This is a genomic window from Actinomyces sp. oral taxon 897, assembly GCF_002999235.1.
In the GTDB taxonomy this organism is placed as follows: domain Bacteria; phylum Actinomycetota; class Actinomycetes; order Actinomycetales; family Actinomycetaceae; genus Actinomyces.
This window is the reverse complement of record NZ_CP027236.1, coordinates 2840110-2859735: the sequence shown is the minus strand read 5'-3', so window position 1 is coordinate 2859735 and position 19626 is coordinate 2840110. Positions and strand designations below refer to the sequence as shown.

General features: G+C 70.4%; 12 protein-coding genes. 1 reads left to right on the top strand and 11 read right to left on the bottom strand.

The features are described from left to right. Nucleotides 1-13 precede the first annotated feature (13 nt). From tpx to C3V41_RS11230, 5 genes are all read right to left on the bottom strand, one after another. Nucleotides 14-511 (bottom strand): thiol peroxidase, encoded by a 498-nt coding sequence (gene tpx, locus C3V41_RS11250; protein WP_106110323.1) that lies wholly within the window; start codon nucleotides 509-511, stop codon nucleotides 14-16. Nucleotides 512-934: 423 nt separating this feature from the next. Further along, nucleotides 935-1921, bottom strand: coding sequence for an SDR family NAD(P)-dependent oxidoreductase (locus tag C3V41_RS11245; RefSeq protein WP_106110322.1), 987 nt, complete (start codon nucleotides 1919-1921; stop codon nucleotides 935-937). Nucleotides 1922-2832: 911 nt separating this feature from the next. Further along, nucleotides 2833-3735: a carbohydrate ABC transporter permease gene (locus C3V41_RS11240; protein ID WP_106110832.1), complete on the bottom strand. Its 903-nt coding sequence runs from the start codon at nucleotides 3733-3735 to the stop codon at nucleotides 2833-2835. A gap of 131 nt (nucleotides 3736-3866) precedes the next feature. After that, on the bottom strand, nucleotides 3867-4799 hold the full coding sequence (locus C3V41_RS11235) for a carbohydrate ABC transporter permease (RefSeq protein ID WP_106110321.1): 933 nt from the start codon (nucleotides 4797-4799) through the stop codon (nucleotides 3867-3869). A gap of 253 nt (nucleotides 4800-5052) precedes the next feature. Next, on the bottom strand, nucleotides 5053-6426 hold the full coding sequence (locus C3V41_RS11230; protein ID WP_217350940.1) for an ABC transporter substrate-binding protein: 1374 nt from the start codon (nucleotides 6424-6426) through the stop codon (nucleotides 5053-5055). A gap of 535 nt (nucleotides 6427-6961) precedes the next feature. Between C3V41_RS11230 and C3V41_RS11225 the strand changes: the two genes are divergently transcribed. Beyond that, nucleotides 6962-7846 carry an exodeoxyribonuclease III gene (locus C3V41_RS11225; protein WP_106110320.1) on the top strand — a complete coding sequence of 295 codons (885 nt, stop codon included), beginning with the start codon at nucleotides 6962-6964 and terminating at the stop codon, nucleotides 7844-7846. 625 nt (nucleotides 7847-8471) lie between these two features. On the opposite strand, the gene C3V41_RS11220 is transcribed toward C3V41_RS11225, so the two are convergent. The 6 genes from C3V41_RS11220 to C3V41_RS14300 form a co-directional block, all read right to left on the bottom strand. Next, entirely contained in the window at nucleotides 8472-9317 is an 846-nt protein-coding gene (locus tag C3V41_RS11220; protein WP_106110319.1) for a serine hydrolase domain-containing protein, read from the bottom strand. Nucleotides 9318-9379: 62 nt separating this feature from the next. Then, the gene (locus tag C3V41_RS11215; RefSeq protein ID WP_106110318.1) at nucleotides 9380-10162 is read right to left on the bottom strand and encodes an NADPH-dependent oxidoreductase; all 783 of its coding nucleotides are present in this window, start codon (nucleotides 10160-10162) and stop codon (nucleotides 9380-9382) included. Nucleotides 10163-10603: 441 nt separating this feature from the next. Beyond that, nucleotides 10604-10939: a hypothetical protein gene (locus C3V41_RS11210; RefSeq protein WP_106110317.1), complete on the bottom strand. Its 336-nt coding sequence runs from the start codon at nucleotides 10937-10939 to the stop codon at nucleotides 10604-10606. Between the two features lie 142 nt (nucleotides 10940-11081). Further along, nucleotides 11082-14195, bottom strand: coding sequence for a family 20 glycosylhydrolase (locus tag C3V41_RS11205; RefSeq protein WP_254423754.1), 3114 nt, complete (start codon nucleotides 14193-14195; stop codon nucleotides 11082-11084). Between the two features lie 40 nt (nucleotides 14196-14235). After that, nucleotides 14236-14523 carry a hypothetical protein gene (locus tag C3V41_RS11200; protein ID WP_129591595.1) on the bottom strand — a complete coding sequence of 96 codons (288 nt, stop codon included), beginning with the start codon at nucleotides 14521-14523 and terminating at the stop codon, nucleotides 14236-14238. A 275-nt stretch (nucleotides 14524-14798) separates the two neighbouring features. Beyond that, nucleotides 14799-19352, bottom strand: coding sequence for a beta-galactosidase (locus C3V41_RS14300; protein WP_165271645.1), 4554 nt, complete (start codon nucleotides 19350-19352; stop codon nucleotides 14799-14801). Nucleotides 19353-19626 lie beyond the last annotated feature (274 nt).

Sequence of the window (19626 nt, the reverse complement as noted above, 5' to 3'; positions counted from 1 at the left end):
CAGACCTCAGCCCTCAGGCCAGGGCTGCGACAGCGGCCTCGTAGTCGGGCTCCTGACCGATCTCGGGCACCTGTTCGGCGTGGAGGACCGTGCCGTCGGCGTCAAGGACCACGACGGCACGCGACAGCAGGCCTGCCAGCGGCCCGTCGGCAATGGTCACGCCGTAGTCGGCCCCGAAGGTGGAGCGGAAGACGGAGGCGGTGACGACGTCGTCAATCCCCTCAGCCCCGCAGAAGCGGCCCAGCGCAAAGGGCAGGTCCGCCGAGACGCACAGGACCGTGGTGCCCTCCAGGGCGGCGGCACGCTGGTTGAACCGGCGCACGCTGGTGGCGCACACGCCGGTGTCAATGGACGGGAAGATATTGAGGACGAGCCGCTGGCCGCGCAGAGACGCGCTGGTCACAGGCGACAGGTCGGCGCCGACGAGCTCGAAGCCGGGTGCGGTGGTGCCGACGGCGGGCAGCTCCCCGACGGTCGTGACGGGGGCTCCGTGGAAGGTGATCTCAGCCATGACCCCATAATGGCAGGCCTTTAGTCCTATGCGCAATGGTCCGGGCCCTGGTGTGAGCCCCCAGGCAGTGGCGTGTCCCAGCCGAGGCCGCCGACCTGGGGCCTGCCGCGAGGACCCGGCGGCAACAGCACCGGCAGTTGCACATTCATCCATGGAGCGCCAGCAGGTCGTTGGCGCCATTGCAACGATTCGCTGACCCCGAGGCGGTCGGGAGGACTAATGAATGTGCAACGGCGTCAGTGTTGCACATTCATCCGTGTCCCAGGCCCTGACCCGCGCCACGGATCCGCATGATTCCGCGGTTCCAGCAGCCAGGGCGGCAGAAAGAATGTGCAACTCGGGCCGCGCCGACAATGCCTAAGGCTCAGGGCCGCGTGCCAGGGGCGGCGGGCCGGTGGGTGGCTTCAGTAGTGGGTGGCTGGCTCAGTAGCGGGTGGCTGACGAGGCGTGCCCGGCGACCCGGCGCACCAGCCACCGGGGGCTCAGACGCAGGAGAGCGGCCGCCGCCTGGTAGCGCAGGGTGGGGGTGCAGATGACCTGGCCCCGGCGCACCGCGTCCAGGGCCTGGCGGGCCACCTCCTGGGAGTCGGTCCAGACCAGGGATGGCCACACGTCCTCCATGTGGGCCCGCTCGTGGAACTCGGTGCGGGTCAGGCCCGGGCACACCACGGTGGCGCTCACCCCGGTACCCTTCAGCTCGGTGGCCAGCCCCTCGGTGAAGGTCCGCACCCAGGCCTTGTGGGCGGCGTAGGTGCCCATGGCCGTCAGGGAGGCCAACGAGGCGATATTGAGCACCGCGCCGTGACCGCGCTCCACCATGCCGGGCAGGGCCGCGTGGCTGAGCTCCATGACCGCGCCGACCATGACCTCCAGGGCGCGGCGCTCCCTGTCTACGTCCCCGCCCACGAAGGCCTGCCCCAGACCGAAGCCCGCGTTGTTCACCAGCAGGTCCACCGGACGACGGGCCACCTCCTGGGCGGTCCGTGGCCCGCGGGCCGAGCGGGCAGGGAGCCGGGAGCCCCCTTGCCGACCAGGGCCCTGGGGCCGCACGTGATCCCGGAGGCGAGCAGGATCCAGACGGGCGTAGCCCTGGGGACCGGTACCGCTCCCTGTCCCGGCGGGGCCGGGGCGTGTGGTACTTCCGGCCTCGGCAGGGTTGGGGCTCCCGGCCCCTGCCGCTCCCGTCCTCAGCAGGCGCTGGGCAACCTTCTGGCGGCCCTGCGCAGTGGAGAGGTCGGCGGGCAGGACCTGCGCCCCCACGCCCGCTACCTGGTGCAGGTCCTCGGCCAGGACGGCCAGGCGCTGATGGTCTCGGGCCACCAGGACCAGGTCGTGCCTGGCTGCGGCGAGCTGCCAGACCAGCTCAAGCCCGATCCCTGAGGTGGCGCCGGTGACGAGTGCGGTTCCCATGTCCCAAGGCTACGACGTCGCCCGCAACCTCCCAGCCGCCACTCGCGAGAACGGTACTTGTTCGTCGCGAGAACGGTACTTATTGCTCGCGAGAACGGTACTTGTTCGCCGTGAGAACGGGTGGCGCCGGGGCGCCTGTCACGTACCCGGCGTGGATCGGGACAGGCTACGGACCTCCCTGGGGCCAGGACCCCGGCCCGCGGGCACCAGGCGATTGCTGCGGCCTCCTGCTGGAGTGGCAGCAGGGCCACCGGCCCGCAGACACCAGGTCGTCTGGCTCTCGACGAATGCTGCGGCCACCCGGCAGCCCCTACCCACGGGCAACCAGGCCGACGACGTGCCCGTTGGCGGGCGCCTGCCCCACTACCCTGCCCCACAAAGCACCAGGTCACCGACGCCCTCCGTGAGGACGACGAGGACAGTCAGCCCCGGCCTGCGGGCACCGGCCTCCTCGACGTCGTAGTCCTCATGGGGCCTCTCGGTCAGCCCCGGCCTGCGCGGCACCAGCCACCACTCGCATGCGCCACCAGTGCGTGAACGACCACCTCAACCCGCACGGGCACCAGTCACCAGAGGTCGGGACGGGAGTGGTCCGACGGCCCCGGGCCCGGATCCGCAGACCGTGACAGCCCAGCCGCCCTCCCCTACCGAAGCGAACAAGTACCGTTCTCACGAGGAACAAGTACCGTTCTCACGACGAACAAGTACCGTTCTCACGACGAACAAGTACCGTTCTCACGACGAACAAGTACCGTTCTCACGACGAACAAGTACCGTTCTCGCGGAGAGGGGGCGGGTGGGACGGGGAAGGAGAGGCGGGCCAGGGCGGGGCGGGCAGCAGGCGGTAGATATGACGGTGCCCGCCACCACTGCTGGTGACGGGCACCGTCGGGGTCCCCACCCCAAACCTGTCAGCCCTTGACAGAGCCAGCTGCGAGGCCGGCCTGCCAGAAGCGCTGCAGGAAGAGAAAGATCACGGCCAGCGGGAGCACGCCGAGAAGGGCTCCCTGGAGAACCGCGCCATACGTCGGGTCGAAGTACGACATCATGCCGTACAGACCCAGTGTCACCGGCTTGAGCTCGGTGCTGTTGGTCACCATCATGAGCGGCAGGAGGAAGTTGTTCCAGGTCGCCACGAAGATGAACAGGAAGATCGTCACCATCGCGGGGGCCAGGAGCCGCAGCACCATGGTGAAGAAGATGCGGAACTCCCCGGCGCCGTCGATCCGGGCCGCCTCAAGCAGCTCGTCAGGCACTGACGTCGCAGCGTACATGCGTCCCAGGAAGACGCCGAACGGGCTCACGCAACTGGGAATGATAATAGACCAGATGGTGTCGGTCAAACCCAGGGAGTGCATCACAATGTACAGGGGGATCGTCAGCAGCGCAATCGGCAGGAGCAGTCCGCCCAGGACCGCGAGCTGGAGGACGTTGGCCCCCCGGAACTTGAACTTGCTCATGCCGTAGCCGGCCATGACGGAGATCAGCGTACCGATCACCCCGGCCACGGTGGAGTAGAACACGGAGTTGGCCACCCAGCGCCAGAACATGCCGTCGGTCCACGCCATGAGGGCGTTGTAGTTGGCCTTCATGGTGGACAGCGGGTCCTCGCTGAGGCCCAGGCTCCCCTCGCTCAGCTGGGCGTTGGTCTTCGTCGCCGAGACAATGAGCCAGTACAGCGGGAAGAGGAAGTACAGGAGGACCAGGACCAGGACGAGCCAGGTCGCCAGCTTGGCCCCGTCGGAAGGCTCCAGGGAACGGGCGTGGTCCGCCTTGCTGGGCCGGTACCACCGGCCGTCAGGGAGGGTGGCCATCGCGCGCCGGTCGCGGCGTAGCGTGGCGTCGGTGCTCTCGTCGTCGGTGGCATCCTCCTCCAGCTCGACGGCATCCACCTCCACGTCGTCAGTCACAGTGTCACTCTGAGTGGTGTCGCTCATGGTCGTCCTCACTTGTCCACACGGGTCTGGACGAAGGCGTAGACAGCCGCCAGGCCCCCGGCAACCAGGGCCATGACGATGGAGATCGCCGAGGCCATGTGCGGGTCGCCCGGAGAGGTCATCATGGTGTTGTAGGCCATCATCATCGGCGTGTAGTTCTTCCCCATCCAGGCCTGGGAGCTGGCCATAATGGTGGGCTCGTTAAAGAGCTGGATGGTGCCGATAATAGACAGCAGCACGGTGAGCAGGGCTGCCCCGGAGAGCATCGGGATCTTAATGCGGGTGGCGATCTGGAAACCGCTCGCACCGTCCAGGCGGGCCGCCTCGTAGAGGTCGGTGGGGATCGCCTGGAGGGCGGCCAGGAAGACCAGCATGTTGTAGCCGGTAAAGGTCCACGTAGTCATGTTGGCCATTGAGGCCAGGATAATGTTCTTCCCGAAGAAGTTAATGCCGGTCAGGCCGGTGAGGGGCCCCAGGTGCGGGGAGTAGATGTAGAGCCAGACCATCGCGGCGACGACACCGGGGATGGCGTAGGGGAGGAAGTAGCCCAGACGGAAGACCGTGACCCGCCTGATCAGGTAGGAGTCCAGGACCAGGGCCAGGACCAGGGCGGAGATAATCATGACCGGGATCTGGAAGGCCGCGAACAGGAGGACCCGTCCCATCCCGACCCAGAAGTCCCCGTTGGTGACCACCGCCTCGAAGTTGTCCAGGCCGGAGAAGGAGGTGACACGCTCCCCGCCCCCGTAGAGGCCGCCGCCCACGGACTTCGTGGTAAAGAAGGCCTGGTAGATGGAGACAATAATCGGCACCACGAAGGTGACGGCGAAGAACAGGGTGAACGGGGCCGCGAAGATCCACCCGTAGACGGTGTTACGGAATCTGCGCGCCCTGATCGCCCTGATGTTCGCGGCGTTTGCCGCTGCAGGTGCTGTGCTCATGAAGGTCCTTATGTGCTGGGGGATGGAGTCGCCGCGCGGACCGCGGACCGGGGATGGGAGGCCCTCAGCCTGCGGGCCGGGCCTGGGCCCAGGTGCCGGAGCCGCCCGTCGCGTCGGCCGACGCGGGGCTGTCCTGGACGACCTGGGCCCGGGTACCGGGCCCGGCTGGCAGCTGGCGTCCGGGGCGACGCCCTGGCCGCTCCGAACCGCCGCCGGTGGGGAGGCGGGAGCCCCACCTCCTCACCGTGGTGGGTCACTCCTTGACGGAGATCCCCTGGGCCTTGAGGGTGGTCAGCGAGGTCTCCTGGGCCTTGGAGAAGATGTCGGCGACCTTGGCGCTGCCGAGGGTGACGTTGCCGCCGACCTCCGCCATGGCGCTGGTGACCTTGGGCCATGTCGGGGCGTAGGGGAAGTTCGGGTTCATGGTGGCGTTGGCCTCGGCGAGGAAGCCGAAGACGTCCTGCCCGCCCCAGAGCTTCTTGAGGGCCTCGGGGGTCTCGGGCTTGCCGGTGGTGGCGGCCACCACCAGGCCCTGGGAGACGAGGGCCGGGATCTGCTGGTTGAACCAGTCGGCGAACTTGAGGGCCTCGGCGGGGTGCTTGCAGCCCTTGATGACGGCAATGGCCGAGCCGCCGTCGGCGCCGGTGGCGTCCTTGGTGACGCCGTCGAACTTGGGCAGGTAGGCGACCTGCCACTTGGTCTCCGTCACGCCGAGGTCACCGAGGATGAAGCCGGGCTCCCAGCCGGCGGCGACGGTGCCGATGAGGCTGCCGTCCTTGAGGGCGGCACCGAAGGCGTCGCCCCAGCGGCCATCGGAGGGGACGAAGATGAGGCCCTCGTCAAGGAGCTCCTGGTAGACGGTGGCGACCTTCTTGGAGATCTCGGAGTTGCAGTCCACCTTCCAGGTGGTGCCCTCCGGGGTGTACCAGGAGGCGCCGGCGGCGGCGGCCTGGCCGGACATGAGGTAGCCGACCTCGTCGCCCTGCCAGGAGGCGATGTACTTGCCCGAGGCCTTGGCGGTCTTGGCCGCCTCCTTGAGCTCCGCCCAGGTGGTGGGGACCTTGATGCCCAGGGCGTCGAAGGCGGCCTTGTCGTAGATGTAGACCAGCGGGCCGGTGTCCTGGGGCAGGCCGACGACGACCGAGTCGAGCTTGCACTGGGCCATGGGACCGGCGGCGTAGTTCTTCTCGTAGCCGCCCTCCTTGAACTGGGCGGCCACGTCCTCCAGGTCCCCGGCCAGGAACTCGGCGGCGATCTCGCCGTAGCCGACCTGGGCCAGGTCGGGGGCGTCACCGGACTTCACGGCCTGGGCGATCTTGGCGTAGGACTCGTCGGCCTTGCCGTCGAACTTCTTGGCCGTCACCTGGATGCCGGGGTTCGCCTGGTTCCACTGGGCGACGACGTCGTCGACCTTGGTCATGCCCTCCTTGTCGGGCAGGCGGTGCCAGTAGGTGATCTTCACGACCTCGCCGCTGCCCGCGGCGCCAGAGCCGCCCGTGGTGTCAGACCCGCCCGTGGCGGAGGTGTCCTTCTTGTCCGAGCCGCAGGCGGCCAGGGTAGCCAGGGCGGCGGCAGCGATGCCGCCAGCCAGGACCTGGCGGCGGGATGCGTACATGGTGGTCTTCATGGGAACCCTTCTCTGTAAGCGCAAGACCGAGCTCCCGTGCTCGGTCTTGATCGATTGCCATGTGAAGCGCTTGACTCCACGCACAGAGTACGAAGTGGCAGGCATCTCGTCAAGTGCGTTGTCTGACCTCCTGGCGGGAATCTGGCCGCGTACCGCGCCTGCCTGGGCAAAAGCACATCAGTGCGGTGCGCCACAGGGGGTGCTGGCGTCCCGCACGTGACGAAACCGCGATTTCTGGCGGCCCGCGCGACATCGAGGGGCGGCCGGGAGATGGCACCGGGCCAGGTTACCGGGCTCTGTCCCCAGGGCCGCCGCGCCCCCACCGACGAGGCCTTACGCAGCCTAGGGCCTCACCGCACCGGGCTCGCTGCCGGGGGCAGCCAGGGGCGAGGCCTCACGCAGCCTAGGGCCTCAGCCCCCTGCCTCCAGGGCGCCGTGGTCAGTGGCCACACCACCCACACCCCCGGACCGCTCGGCCCCCTGCCTCCAGAGCGCCGTGTCCTTGACACCTGTCCCACACCATTAGGCTGCCCCCATGCGCCTGGCAACCTGGAACGTCAACTCCGTCCGCACCCGCACCGAGCGCGTCATCCGCTTCCTGGAGCGCCAGGACATAGACGTGCTGGCCATCCAGGAGACCAAGTGCCGCCCCGAGCAGTTCCCCTACCTACCTTTTGAGGCCGCTGGCTACGAGGTGGCGGTCCACGGGCTGGACCAGTGGAACGGGGTGGCGATTGCCTCGCGCGTCGGCCTGTCCGACGTCGTCACCTCCTTCCCCGGACAGCCCACCTGGGTCGCCGGCCAGGGGAAGGAGCCCGTGGTCGAGGCCCGCGCACTAGGCGCCACCGTGGGGAGCGCATCAGGCACCACCGGGACCACTGGGGTCACCGGGATCGGTGGGGACAGCGGGACCGCCAGGGACGCCACGGCGACCGGCGTCCCACGCCCGGTACGGCTGTGGAGCCTGTACGTCCCCAACGGGCGCGAGCTCACCCACCCCCACTACACCTACAAGCTGGAGTGGCTGGCCCGGCTGCGCGACGCCGTCGGCTCCTGGCTGGAGGCCGACCCGGACCTGCCCCTGGCCCTCGTGGGCGACTGGAACGTGGCCCCCCGCGACGAGGACGTGTGGGACGTGTCGGCCTTTGCGGGAGCTACGCACGTCTCGGCGCCCGAGCGGGAGGCATTCGCAGCCTTTGAGTCGGTAGGCATGAGCGAGGTGACTCGCCCACACGTGACCAACTACACCTTCTGGGACTACCAGCGCCTGCGTTTTCCCCGCAACGAGGGTATGCGCATTGACTTTGCCTACGCCTCACCGGCCCTGGCCGCGCGGGTGGTAGGAGCAGCCATTGACCGCGACGAGCGCAAGGGCAAGGGGGCCTCGGACCACGTGCCCGTCATTGTCGAGCTGGACTGAGGGGCCCAGGACGCGGGACGGCCTCGGCATTGACGACCCCGCGGTCAGGGACTCGGAGAGACCCGGCCCCAGACGCCAGGCGGCCTCATGCGTCTGGACGCCGTCGGCGTCGGGCGCGATCACTCCCGACCCCAGACACGGGGTGGTCTCATGACTGTGCAACACCACCACCCGGCACCCGACCCCCGCACCACCAGCAGGCGTCGCTCTGGCCAGCCACTGTCGCACTCGGGAGGGCCCCGACCCCAGCACCGCCAGCAGCCACCCCGGGCACCGCAACTGGGTCCCGCCCTGCCCGCACTGCACAGCACACAGCGGAACATTTTGTGCAGAAGGTAACCGATTGCACACAAAGCGACCTAGATTCGTCACTTTCTACACAAAACGTTACCTTGTGCACAAAATGTCACCCTGTACACAAAACGTCCCCGCACACCACTCCCACCCACACGACCAGGAACTCCGACCCCCCACAGACAGAACCCACCCCAGGAACCTCAGACCAACCCCAAAGACCCCACACACAACCAGCCCCCCACCCCACCCACACCACAAACACCAACCCCACGAACAAGTACCGTTCTCACGACAAACAAGTACCGTTCTCGCGGAGAGGGCGCGGGCCTCACAGGGCCAGGATTTGGTCGCACAGGGCTGGCCAGCTCGCCTTGTGGACGGCACCGAAGGGCTGCTCGCCCAGGAAGACGGCCTGCCGCCCGGCCACCGGGTCCACCCACACAAAGCTCCCGGACTGCCCGAAGTGCCCGAAGGTCGCCGGACTGTTGCGGCTACCAGTCCAGTGGGGGGACTTGTGTCCGCGCACCTCCAGCCCCAGGCCGAAGCCGTTGGGCACCTGGCGCCCGTAGCCCGGCAGGACGCCGTCGAGCTGAGGGAGGAAGGGGGTGCGGGCCAGCGCCGCCAGGTCGGCCGAGACCAGCCGGGGCGCGGCGAGCTCACGGGCGAAGACGGACAGGTCCGCCGCCGTGCCGCTGCCCGAGTACGCCGGGGAACCGGGCACCAGGACGCTGGCCATACCCAGCGGCTCCAGGACGGTGGTCTCCACCCAGGCCTCCAGGGGCGTGGCCGTGGCCTCCTGGAGCCGCTGACCCAGGATCTCAATACCGAAGTTGGAGTAGACGCGCCGGGTGCCGGGGGCGGCCAGGACGGCCGGGGAGTCAAAGGCGACGCCCGAGGAGTGGGACATGAGGTGCGCAATGGTGGCCCCGGGCAGCCCCGGGCCGGCCGGGTCGTCCAGGGCGAGCAGGCCGCGGTCGACGGCGACCAGGGCCGACCAGACCACCAGCGGCTTGGTGACGGAGGCCAGGGGGTGGACGGCGTCCACGTCCCCGGCGCGGGCAATGACCTGTCCGTCCTGGGTGACGACCAGGGCCGTAGGGAGGCTGAAGGCTGACAGCGCCGGGAGGCGGGCCGGGTGGGCGCCGGGGGCGGTGGACGTCGTCTGGTCCGTCATGGAGCGATGCTAGCCCGCGCCGGGGCGCACCCGGCGCCTGGGCCAGTCCTGAGCGGCGGGTCCTAGTGCAGGGCCAGGCGCTGCTCGTGGAGGACCTCCAGGACCGGGGACTGGGCGGCCGGACCCTGGCCCAGGGCCCGCACGATCTGGGTGGTCCAGGCGTCCACCCGGCGGTTGGCGTCCCGCAGGTCGTAGTACTCCTCCACGCGGGCGTCGTACTCCTCCAGGGCGGCCTCGTCCAGCTCGGGGTAGGAGTCGACGGCGCAGGTCACCGCACGCGGCAGACGCGGCTTGTACTGGGGCTCCTGGTCCGGGTGCCCCACGAGGAGGCCCAGGACGGGGAAGGTGCGCTCAGGCAGTCGCAGGGCCCGGACGAGGCGGCGCGGGTCGCCCAGGACGCTGCCGAGGTAGACCGTCCCCAGCCCCAGGGACTCGGCGGCCACGACGACGTTCTGGGCGGCGATCACGGCGTCCTCCATGCCGGCCAGGAACAGGTTGGTGCGCTCCAGGGGCTCCAGGTCGGCCCCGGCGCGCTGGCGGATGAGGGCGTTGCGGTACAGGTCGACGACGAAGACCAGCAGCTCACCGTGTGAGCCCCCGACGTAGGGCTGGCCGGAGGCGGCGTGGACCTCCTCGCGGACGGCGGGGTCGAGCACCCGGATAATGGTCAGCTGCTGCTGGAAGCCGGAGGTGGCGCTGTGGCGGGCGACGTCCAGAAGGGTGTCCACCACCTCCGGGGCCAGCGGCTCGGAGGTGAAGGCGCGGATGGTGCGGTGGGCCATCTGGGTGGCGATCGTGCTGTTGGTGACGGCGGTGGTCTCGGGGGTGGTCAGAGCTGCTCCCATGGGCAGAGTGTAGGCCGCCCGCGCTGACCCACAGGGTACTTTGGGGCAGAATTCCGGGAGCCAGCGCGAAGACGCACGGCCGTGCCCCCGAGGCGCCCCCGGGCCTCTGGTCGGCCCGCACTCCCACAGGCCGACGAACGGCCGTGCCCCCGGGGTGCCCCGGGCAGCAGGGAGCTCCGTCTGGCACGCACGTGGGACCGGGGGTGCCCCCAGGGCGCCCCCGGGCAGCAGGACCGGCCACCTGCTCACCACAGGTGGCCGGTCCCGGTCTTTTACGGGCACGGCCCGGGTCCGCACCCCATAGGGCCTGACTGTGAGGCTGGCCCCGGTCCCCTACGGGCGCGGCCGGACCCAGGCGTGGCCGGACCGCCGCGGCAGGCGAGGCTGGCTGTGAGGCCGGTTCCGGCCCCTCACGGGCGCGGCCGGACCGCCACCCGGCGGCTACTTGGCCCGGAGGACGTCGCGGTCGCCCTCGCGCACCACCACCAGCTCGCCGGCGGGAACCTGGCCCGACGTCGTCTCCGTGGAGGTCAGGGCGGTCTGGTAGAAGGCCGTGGTGCCACGCACCAGGGCCAGGGTGTCACGCCCGTCGCCGTCCCAGTCGCCGACGTAGGCCCGGTCGGTGGCACGCCCCAGGGAGACCGAGCCGGCCGGGGCCGCGGCGACCGCGTTCTCGTTGTAGAAGACCGTGCGGCTGCCTACGCGCACCGCCCAGCTCTTGGTCCCGTCGCCGTCCCAGTCGCCCAGGAAGGCGGTGCCGCGGTCCAGACGCACCATGGCCGACACGAAGGCCGGCTGCTCAGGCTCCGGGGACGGACCCGGCGTGGGGCCAGGGCTCGGCTCCGGGGACGGCGTGGGCTGGGGCCCGGGCGTGGGCTCGGGGCTCGGGGACGGCTGGGGCGTCGGCTCAGGACCGGGCTCAGGGCCCGGGCTCGGGGCTCGGGGACGGCTGGGGCGTCGGCTCAGGACTGGGCCCGGGCTCGGGGCTCGGGGAGGGCGTGGGCTTGGGCGTGGGGGAGGCGGAGCAGGTGGCCCCCACCCGGATCTCAGCGGCCCCGCCGAAGGCGTTGCCCGCCTGGGAGCTCAGCTGGACCATGCGCACGTAGGCCGCCTGGCGGACCTGGGAGGGATCCAGGTTGACCGCCTGGGGCGCGTCGGTGTCAGCGAGGCTGCCCTCGTGGACCACGCTCCAGTCCTGGCCGTTCTCGGAGACCTCCAGGCGGTAGTCCTTGGCCCGGGAGTTCTGGTTCCCGGAGCGCCTCGTGTACTCAAAGCCCGTCACCTGGCAGATCTGGCCCTGGGGCAGGCCCAGGGTGATGTGGTGCGGGAACCCGGGGGATCCCCCCTGCCACTGGGTGTGCCAGAAGGTGCTGGGGTCGCCGTCGATCGCCGCGGTGGCGGGGCCGTTGGGAGGCGTCTCACCGGTGCGTTCCTCGGAGTCGGCCTCGGTCAGGGTCAGGGAGCCCGCGGGCAGCGGGTTCTCCAGGGCCACGCGGCCGCCGGTGACGTTCACCGCCACGTCCACGTGCCGGTCCCCCTGGGAGAAGCGCAGGGTCTGCGGCCCGCTCACCAGCGAGGCGGGGGCGTTGACCCACTGGCCCGTGCGCGCGCCGGTGGCGTCCATGCGGAACTGCCCCAGGCGCGTCTCACCCACGGTAATGTCCACGTAGGAGCCGGGGGCGAACCCGGTGACCCCCATGGCGTAGCGGCCGCCCACGGCCAGGTCGGTGACGGGGACCTGGGCCTGCGGGGTCACCGAGGGATCCCAGGGCTGGGGCAGGGACGGGTTGGTGGCGTCGTCGGCCACGTGGACCGTGGTGGTCGCCGTCCTCTCCCCCAGGGTCAGGGTCAGGGTGTAGTCCCCGGCGGCGGCGTAGGTGTGGCTGCCCAGGAGCCGGTACAGCCCGGAGGCGTAGTAGGGGTCACGCGGCCGGTCCGTGGTGACCGTGGCCGTCGTCGGCTCCGTGCCGTCACCCCAGTTGACGCTCACCGTGGAGCCCGGGCTCAGGCGGGAGGCGGAGACGCCGTCGGCGTCGGCGGTGGAGTCCGGGGAGACGGCGGTGGAGTCGGTGACGGTGCCCGGGGCGGCGAGCACGCCCACGGGGACGGTCGCCTCCTGGCCCGGGCGCACGCTCAGGCCCGCCGTGGCGGCCAGGGACGCCTCCCAGGTGACCTGGGCGGTGTCGTAGAAGTTGGTGCCCTCCATGGTCCAGCGCGGCCCGATGCCGCTCAGCCGGCCCACGAAGTTGTCCACGTCACGCCGGGCCTGGGGGGTCCAGCCGATCTCGGCGTGGGCGGCCGCACGGCCCCACATGAGGAACTCGTTCTGGTCCCCGCCGCGGACCGTCTCGGACCACAGGGCGGCCTCGTTGCCCAGGATGCCCGAGTCGCCCACGCCCGGGATAATGCTGGCCGGGTCCCACTGGTAGTACTGGCGCACGTCGCAGGTGCCCGAGCAGGCCCAGGTCAGGCCGATGGGGGTGGAGGAGTGGTACTTCTGGTCGATGTAGGACGTGGCGCCGTTGGAGACGACGACCTTGGCCCCCTCCTGGTTGACCGCGCGGGCCACCGTGGTCTTGTCCCCGATCCAGTACTGGATGCCGTCACCGGTCTGCATGGTCGTGGCCGCGGCCTCCGACCAGCCGATGGGGCTCTTACCGGTGTCGCGCACGGTCTGCAGGATGCGGCTCAGGGTCGCGTTGTACGTGGCCTGGCCGTAGCGGCTCAGCATGGAGTGGGGCTCGTCACCGCCGATGTGGAGGAAGCGTCCGGTGGTCATGTCCGCGAGCTGCCCCAGGACGTGGCGCATAAAGGTGAAGCTGACCTCCGAGTTGGGGTCGAGGTAGGAGTAGCCGACGTTGCCGGTCCCGTTGGCCGGGGCGGTGGGCTCCTCGGGCGTGCCCGGGTGGGAGGAGCCGGCCGTGTTGAGCTCGGAGACGGCGTGCAGGGCGGCGTTGGTGTGTCCGGGCAGGTCCACCTCGGGCACCATGGTCACGAAGCGGGAGCTCGCGTAGGCCACGATGTCACGGAACTCGGCCTGCGTGTAGTAGCCGGTACGGCCCAGCTCCTGGGAGGCCTGACGGTCGTGGGTGTTCATGGCCGTCTTGCCGGAGACCTCGGTCAGCCGGGTGTAGTCAATGGTGTCCCCGGCCTCACGGCCCTCGTTAGTGATCTCGACCCGCCACCCCTGGTCGTCAGCCACGTGGAAGTGCACGTAGCTCATCTTGAGGTTGGAGACCTCGTCAATGATCTTCTTGACCTCGTCCACGGTAATGAAGGAGCGGGCCGGGTCGATCATGACGGCGCGGTACTCGTAGCGGGGCGCGTCGGCGATGCTCACGGCCGGGGCCGCCCAGGTGGTGGACAGGGCGGTGGGTGAGGCGGCGGCGGCCGGCAGCAGCTGGAGGAGCGTGCGGGTGCCGTTGAAGAAGCCGTGGGCGCTGGTGGCGGTCACGACCGCACCGGTGTCGGCCGTGGTCAGGGCGTAGGCCTCGTCCCCGGTCTGCCCCGGGACCTCGCCGTCGCGCAGGACGACGTCGTGCGCACCCGGCGTGGCGGAGGACACGACCTCCAGGGGGTAGCCGGTGGAGGCGCGCAGCTCGGTGGCCAGGATGTCGGCGACGCCGTGGGCGGCGGAGGCCGTCGCGCCGTCGAGCACGATTCGGGACTCGGCGCTCAGGGTGAAGGGCGCCTGCGTGACGGAGTTGTCGGTGAGGCTGACGGGCAGGGGGACCAGGTGGAGGCCCGGGGACGCCTGGGGCGGGTCGGCGGCCTGGGGGTCGTCCCAGACCTCCAGCTCGTACAGGGAGACGCCGTACTTGGTGTTGTTAATGGGGGTGCGCTCCTCGGCCTGCATCTTGACGTAGCTCCACTGCTCAGAGGCCTGTGCGGCCGACAGGGTCTGGGTGTCCGTGGTGGCGCAGGTGGGGCGGATCGTCTCCGAGGCCCGCTGCCAGGTCTGGCCGTCCTTGGACACCTCGAGGTGGTAGGCGGCCGCGCACGCGGCCTCCCACTTGACGGTGACGTGGTCGATCGTCGTGGGACGGGCCAGGTGGACGGCGAGCCAGGCCTGGTCAGTAGTTCGAGGACCACCGGGAGTCTCCGCTGGCGACGCCGTCGATCGCCTTGTCCGCGAGCCACCGGTCGGTCAGCTCGGTGCCCGAGGAGGTGACGTCCGCCCCGGCGCTGGCCAGGGCCACGTTGTGCCCGGTGGCGGCAGGCTCGGCGACAACGGCCGGTGGGGTCGCCGGGAGCGCCTGGGTAGGGGCGGTGGCCGCCAGACCGGTGGCGACCAGCGCCGTCGCGCCCAGGAGGGCGGCGGCTCGGGCGAGGCGTCGGCGCCTCGCAGGAAGGGGTCTCATCATATGCTCCTTTGCAGAGAGGACAAATTGGCGAATGTTTTTAACTGTATTTAATATCTCCGGCACGTCTCAGGACGTCCGAGCCGGTCCGGGATGTGGCCGGTCCGGAGTGTGTTGTACGCGCGTGCTCCCAGGTGACCGTGGCACCTTGCGGACCCTGGGCGGGTCCTCGTTGGCGGACGGTCCCGGGCCCTGCCCCTCCCGTTCTCACGGCGAATAAGTACCGTTCTCACGGTGGGGCGGTGGTGGGGGCCGCCGCCCCCGGGGGCGGGGGGTTACCTGGCTATGAGGACGTCGTGGTCGCCCTGGCGGGCCACCACCAGCTCGCCGGCGGGCACCCGCCCCGCCGTGGTAGCACTGGAGTCCATCACCTGCTGGTAGAACACGCTCCTACCCCGCACCAGGGCCAGCGTGTCCCGACCATCACCGTCCCAGTCACCCACGAACACCCGGTCCGAGACCCTCCCCAGAGACAACGACGCCACCGGAGCAGCCAGAACCGAGTTCTCAGAATAGAACACCACCCGACTACCCACACGCACACCATAAGACCGAACACCATCACCATCCCAATCACCCACCAGAACACTCCCCGACCCATCAGCAGCAACCCGAGCCACAAACACAGGCATCACCCCAGGAACCACACCCCCACCACCAGACGACGAAGACGCCGACACAGAAGGAGAACCAGACCCAGACGCAGAAGGCGACGCAGACGCAGAAGGCGACGGAGACGGAGAAGAAGACGGCGCAGACGTAGGCGAGGGAGACACAGAGGGCGACGCGGACGGACTGGGCCCCGGCGTCGGGTCAGGTCCCGGCGTCGGGTCAGGTCCCGGCGTCGGGCTGGGCCCGGGTGAGGGCTGCGGGCGGGTCGGGACGGTGCTGGAGTGCACCGGCACCAGGCTCACGGACTCCGGGCCGGCACCTGCCTCCTTGGCGGCTACCGCGAGCGCGATCACGTTGTCGCCGTGGTGGTTGAGGAAGGCCGAGGGGATGGTGAAGGAGCTCTGCGGTCCCGCGTCACCAATGTAGACGCCCGTGTTCCAGCCGTTGACGAACAGCGTCACCTGGGAGTGGTCCGCCCGGGCGGGGAGGCGTGAGGAGCTCACGTCCAGGTGCCAGGCGGTGTCCTGGGAGTCGGGGACGTCGAGGGTCACGTGGGAGCGGTACCAGGTGACCCCGGGGCGGGCGGCGTGGAGGTCGTCGGTCCTCTCCCAGGAGGAGTCCTGGAGGGCGGGCATGTGCCAGCCGGCCCTCTCCCCGCCCAGGCCGCCGTTGTTGTAGACGGTGCCCGAGGGGTTGGTGGCGGCGTCCCTGGCCGAGGCCGTCGTCGCTCCATTGATCCTCCAGGTCACGGCGCCCTGGGCGTCCAGGGCGGCGTCGTAGAGCCCACGGTTCTCCTTGGACTGGGACAGGCTGCCCCAGGCGCCGTTGTTCCAGTCCAGGCTCAGTCCCAGGTTGTTGACCAGGACCGCGACCACGACGCGCTGCCCGGCCCTGACCGCCCCGGCGGGGGCCTTGACCGACTGCCAGTCGCCGGTGGCGCTGAGGGCGCCCGCGTACTGGCCGTTGACCCAGACCTGCGCGAAGCCGGGGTTCCTCCCCTGGGCCGGGGCCCCCTTGGAGGCGGTGGCCTGGAAGGAGAGGGTGGGGTCGGAGCTGGCCGCCGTGTAGTGGGCGCGGTACCACACGCTGCCGGAGTGGAAGCCGTAGTGGTTGGAGTCCAGCACGACGCCGGCGTAGGAGCCGGGTCCCTGCTGGTTGCGGTCGCGGTTGCCGGGGTAGCGCAGGATCCCGGGGTAGTCCTCGGACTGCCGGGAGGTGGTGGCGTCGGCGCTGGTCCAGGCCGAGTCGTCGTAGTCCGTGGCGGCCTCGGCGTCGTCGGTGGCCGAGACGAACGACAGGGCCTGGGGGGCGACCTCCTGGGGGCCGGGTGCGGAGCCGTGGGCCGTGCCCGAGCTCACCTCGCCCAGGGGCGCGCCGTTCCAGGTCACCGAGCCCACCCCGGCGGGGGCGACGACGCTCAGGTCACCGGCCTGTTCCAGGGAGCCGGTGATGTGGGCGACGCCGTCGGCGTAGTGGACGGTGCGGCCCACCTCGGCGCCCTCCACGGCGGTGGTGGTCAGGACGCCGTCGCGCGTGCCGTCCAGGAGCCAGACCCTCTTGGCGCAGGTGCGGTCGATAACGCGCAGCGTCAGGGTGTCGGCGCTGCTGGTGGCCCCGGCCCTGGTCACCGTCACGTTCAGCGGGGTGCTGGCGGTGTGGCGGTAGTTCAGGCGCAGCTCGCCGCGGGCGGCGTCCCAGGTGTGCTCCACGCCCTCACCGGTGACGGTGGGCTCGGCGTCGTAGTGCAGGACGGTCTCGCCCTCGTCCCCGGCGCGGCCCACGAGGTACTGGAGGGGGCCTGCCTGGGTGTCGAGGGGAGCGCCGAGGATCTGGGAGGTGGTGTAGTACAGCTCGTGGGTGCCGATCCTCTGGTCGGCGGTCAGCAGCAGGGCGTCACGCCCGTGGAGGGTCAGGCTGGTGCCCTCCTTCTGGGGGACGCGGGGCCAGCTGACGGTGCCTGGTTCCGTTCCGCCGGAGCCGGGCAGGGCCGAGGTGTCGGGGTAGTAGCGGATGGCGTCCAGGGAGACGAAGGTGTCCGAGGAGCCGGGGAAGGGGGTGCCGTCGACCGTGACGCGCACGGTGTGGGAGGCGGGCGCCTGGTCCTGGGGGGCCCGCCAGGAGAAGACGGTCCTGACGGGTTCGGTGCCCGTGACCGTGGTCTCCTGGGTGCGGCCCACCACGGTCCCGTCCACGCTGACCGTGGCCGAGCCGTGGTTGCCGGAGAAGGGGGCGATGAGGTCCAGGCCCACGCCGGTGAAGGTGTACTCGTAGGAGTCGCCCGTGGTCCTGGAGAAGGTCTCGTTGCCGCCCAGGTCGCCCTGGGTCCAGGGCCTGCCCGAGGCGTGGGTCCAGGAGCCGGTGTAGGTGATGGCGGGGTCGTCGTCGCCCACGGTCACCGGCTGGGCGGCCTGGGGGGTCACGACGTCGAAGGCGTCCAGGCCCAGGACCGCCCCGGAGGTGTTGGTCACCGTCACGGTGTGCTCGCCCTGGGCCAGGTCGGTGGCCTCGAAGGCCACGAACTGGGTGGGCTTGTTCTGCTCGGTGTCGACCCTGGTGGAGGAGACGGTGACGGGGTCGGCGTCATCGACCCTCACGGTGAACTCGCCGTGGTCGGTCCCGGTGCTGGTGACCAGGCGCACGCCGGTGCCGGTGAAGGTGAGGGCGGCGGTGTCCCCCGGGGTGGAGGAGCGGGTCAGGGTGGCCTTGGAGGCGGTGGTGTCCTCCACCTGCTGCCAGGAGCCGGTGTAGGTGATGGCGGGGTCGCGGTCGTCGTGGCTGAGGGAGTGGGTGGGGCCCGTCCTGCCGGTCCCCAGGCTCAGGGGGATGGTGAAGGTGGTCTCGGTGGTGGAGTTGGAGTCCCTCAGGCGGGCCGCGATGGTCCGGGTGCCGTGGCCGGTGACGGAGGTGGAGGTGTCCGAGGCCTGGCGCGAGTAGAGGCTCACGGCGTCGCCCTGGTGGTCGGCGGGCGCGGGGGCCTCCACGGCGTCCATGGAGGGCAGGGCGGGCACGCCCCTGGCGTAGTAGCCGATCTCCTTCTGCACGGCCGACTTCTCGGTCATGACCCGGTCCTCGGTAATGCCCGCACCGTAGTCGTAGGAGGTGAAGCCCGACGCCGGGGAGCCGGTCCACCCCCAGTTGGTGCCGCCGAATCCCATGTAGAAGTTGAAGGCGGTCACCCCGTTGCCGATATTGTTGACCCCCCACTGGCGGGTGAAGTCCGGGTCGGTGTACCCGTAGCAGTCCGAGGCGTTGTAGGAGGCGCCCCAGGGGGTGAAGGCCCCGCCCTGGGACTCGGTGATGAAGTTGGGGCTGCCCGGGGCGTAGGCGTGGAAGGCGGCCTCGGAGTCCCTGATGGCGTTGCGGGGCGCGGAGCAGTTGAAGCCCACCGGGTAGGAGTCGTAGGCGTAGAGGTCCAGGCCGGTGGCGGAGGTGTCCGACATGCGCCCGCCCAGGCCCCAGTCGTTGTGGAACAGCGGCACGGTGATGCCGTCGGCCCGAACGTGCCGGGTGAGCTCGGCCAGGAAGGCCGTGTCCGCGCTGTTGGCCTCGGTGAGCTCGTTCTCCACCTGGTAGAGCAGGACCGAGCCGCCGCCGTCGGTGACCTGGTGGCGCCTGATAATGGCGTTGACGGCGCTGAGCCAGGACTTGGAGGCGGCCAGGGCCCTGGCGTCCGTGGAGCGCAGGCCGCCACCGTAGTTGGACATGTAGGCGGGCAGGCCGCCCATGGAGATCTCGGCGTTGACGTAGGGGCCGGGGCGGGCGATGACGTAGAGGCCCTCCTGCTCGGCCAGGGTCAGGAGCAGGTCAATGTCCTTGACGCCTCCTGGTGTGAAGTCGAAGTCACCGCCCTCCTCGCTCTGGTGCATGCCCCAGAACATGTACAGGGAGACGGCGTTGTAGCCGTTAGCGCGCATCTTCTGGAAGACGTCGCGCCAGCCGTTGACGTCCGGCAGGCGCCAGTAGTGGATCTCCCCGGACCAGATGTTCAGGCGCGTGCCGTCCACCATAAAGGAGTTCTTGTCGAAGGTGACGGTGTGCGCGTGTCCGTCGTTGCCGGGGAAGAGGATGTCGGCCGCCTCGTAGCGGGTGACGGAGGCCAGGCCGGGGTGGCTCACCGGGGCGGCGGAGGTGGCAGGGGCCAGGAGCCCCGCGCCGCTGGCGGCCAGGGCTGTGGCCAGGACGGTGCCAGCGGCTCGACGGCGTGACGACGGTGTCATGCTCACTCCTGGGGAGGGTCTAGGGAACGAGGTGCGGGCGACGGTGCCCGCAGGACGGTGCGGTATGCGCGAATGTGACGGATTGAAGGCGGCAACGCTGCCGATCAATCATGAGTTGAACCTAGCATTGGGGATTCCGCCACGTCCACAGGGAGGTGGGAGGGGGCAGGCGCGCGTGCGCGGTGGGCGCGCGGCGGGCGCACCAGGGACGTCACCGACTGGCGGTCGGCAAGAGCGTGCGCGGCGGGCGCAGGGCGGGCGGGCTCGGCACGGC

Coding starts and splice junctions, on each gene's coding strand:
- C3V41_RS11200 (WP_129591595.1), bottom strand. CDS start 14,523: ATGAGACCCCTTCCTGCGAGGCGCCGACGCCTCGCCCGAGCCGCCGCC.
- C3V41_RS11245 (WP_106110322.1), bottom strand. CDS start 1,921: ATGGGAACCGCACTCGTCACCGGCGCCACCTCAGGGATCGGGCTTGAG.
- C3V41_RS11220 (WP_106110319.1), bottom strand. CDS start 9,317: ATGACGGACCAGACGACGTCCACCGCCCCCGGCGCCCACCCGGCCCGC.
- C3V41_RS11235 (WP_106110321.1), bottom strand. CDS start 4,799: ATGAGCACAGCACCTGCAGCGGCAAACGCCGCGAACATCAGGGCGATC.
- C3V41_RS14300 (WP_165271645.1), bottom strand. CDS start 19,352: ATGACACCGTCGTCACGCCGTCGAGCCGCTGGCACCGTCCTGGCCACA.
- tpx (WP_106110323.1), bottom strand. CDS start 511: ATGGCTGAGATCACCTTCCACGGAGCCCCCGTCACGACCGTCGGGGAG.
- C3V41_RS11230 (WP_217350940.1), bottom strand. CDS start 6,426: ATGAAGACCACCATGTACGCATCCCGCCGCCAGGTCCTGGCTGGCGGC.
- C3V41_RS11240 (WP_106110832.1), bottom strand. CDS start 3,735: ATGGCCACCCTCCCTGACGGCCGGTGGTACCGGCCCAGCAAGGCGGAC.
- C3V41_RS11210 (WP_106110317.1), bottom strand. CDS start 10,939: ATGGTGCGTCTGGACCGCGGCACCGCCTTCCTGGGCGACTGGGACGGC.
- C3V41_RS11225 (WP_106110320.1), top strand. CDS start 6,962: ATGCGCCTGGCAACCTGGAACGTCAACTCCGTCCGCACCCGCACCGAG.
- C3V41_RS11215 (WP_106110318.1), bottom strand. CDS start 10,162: ATGGGAGCAGCTCTGACCACCCCCGAGACCACCGCCGTCACCAACAGC.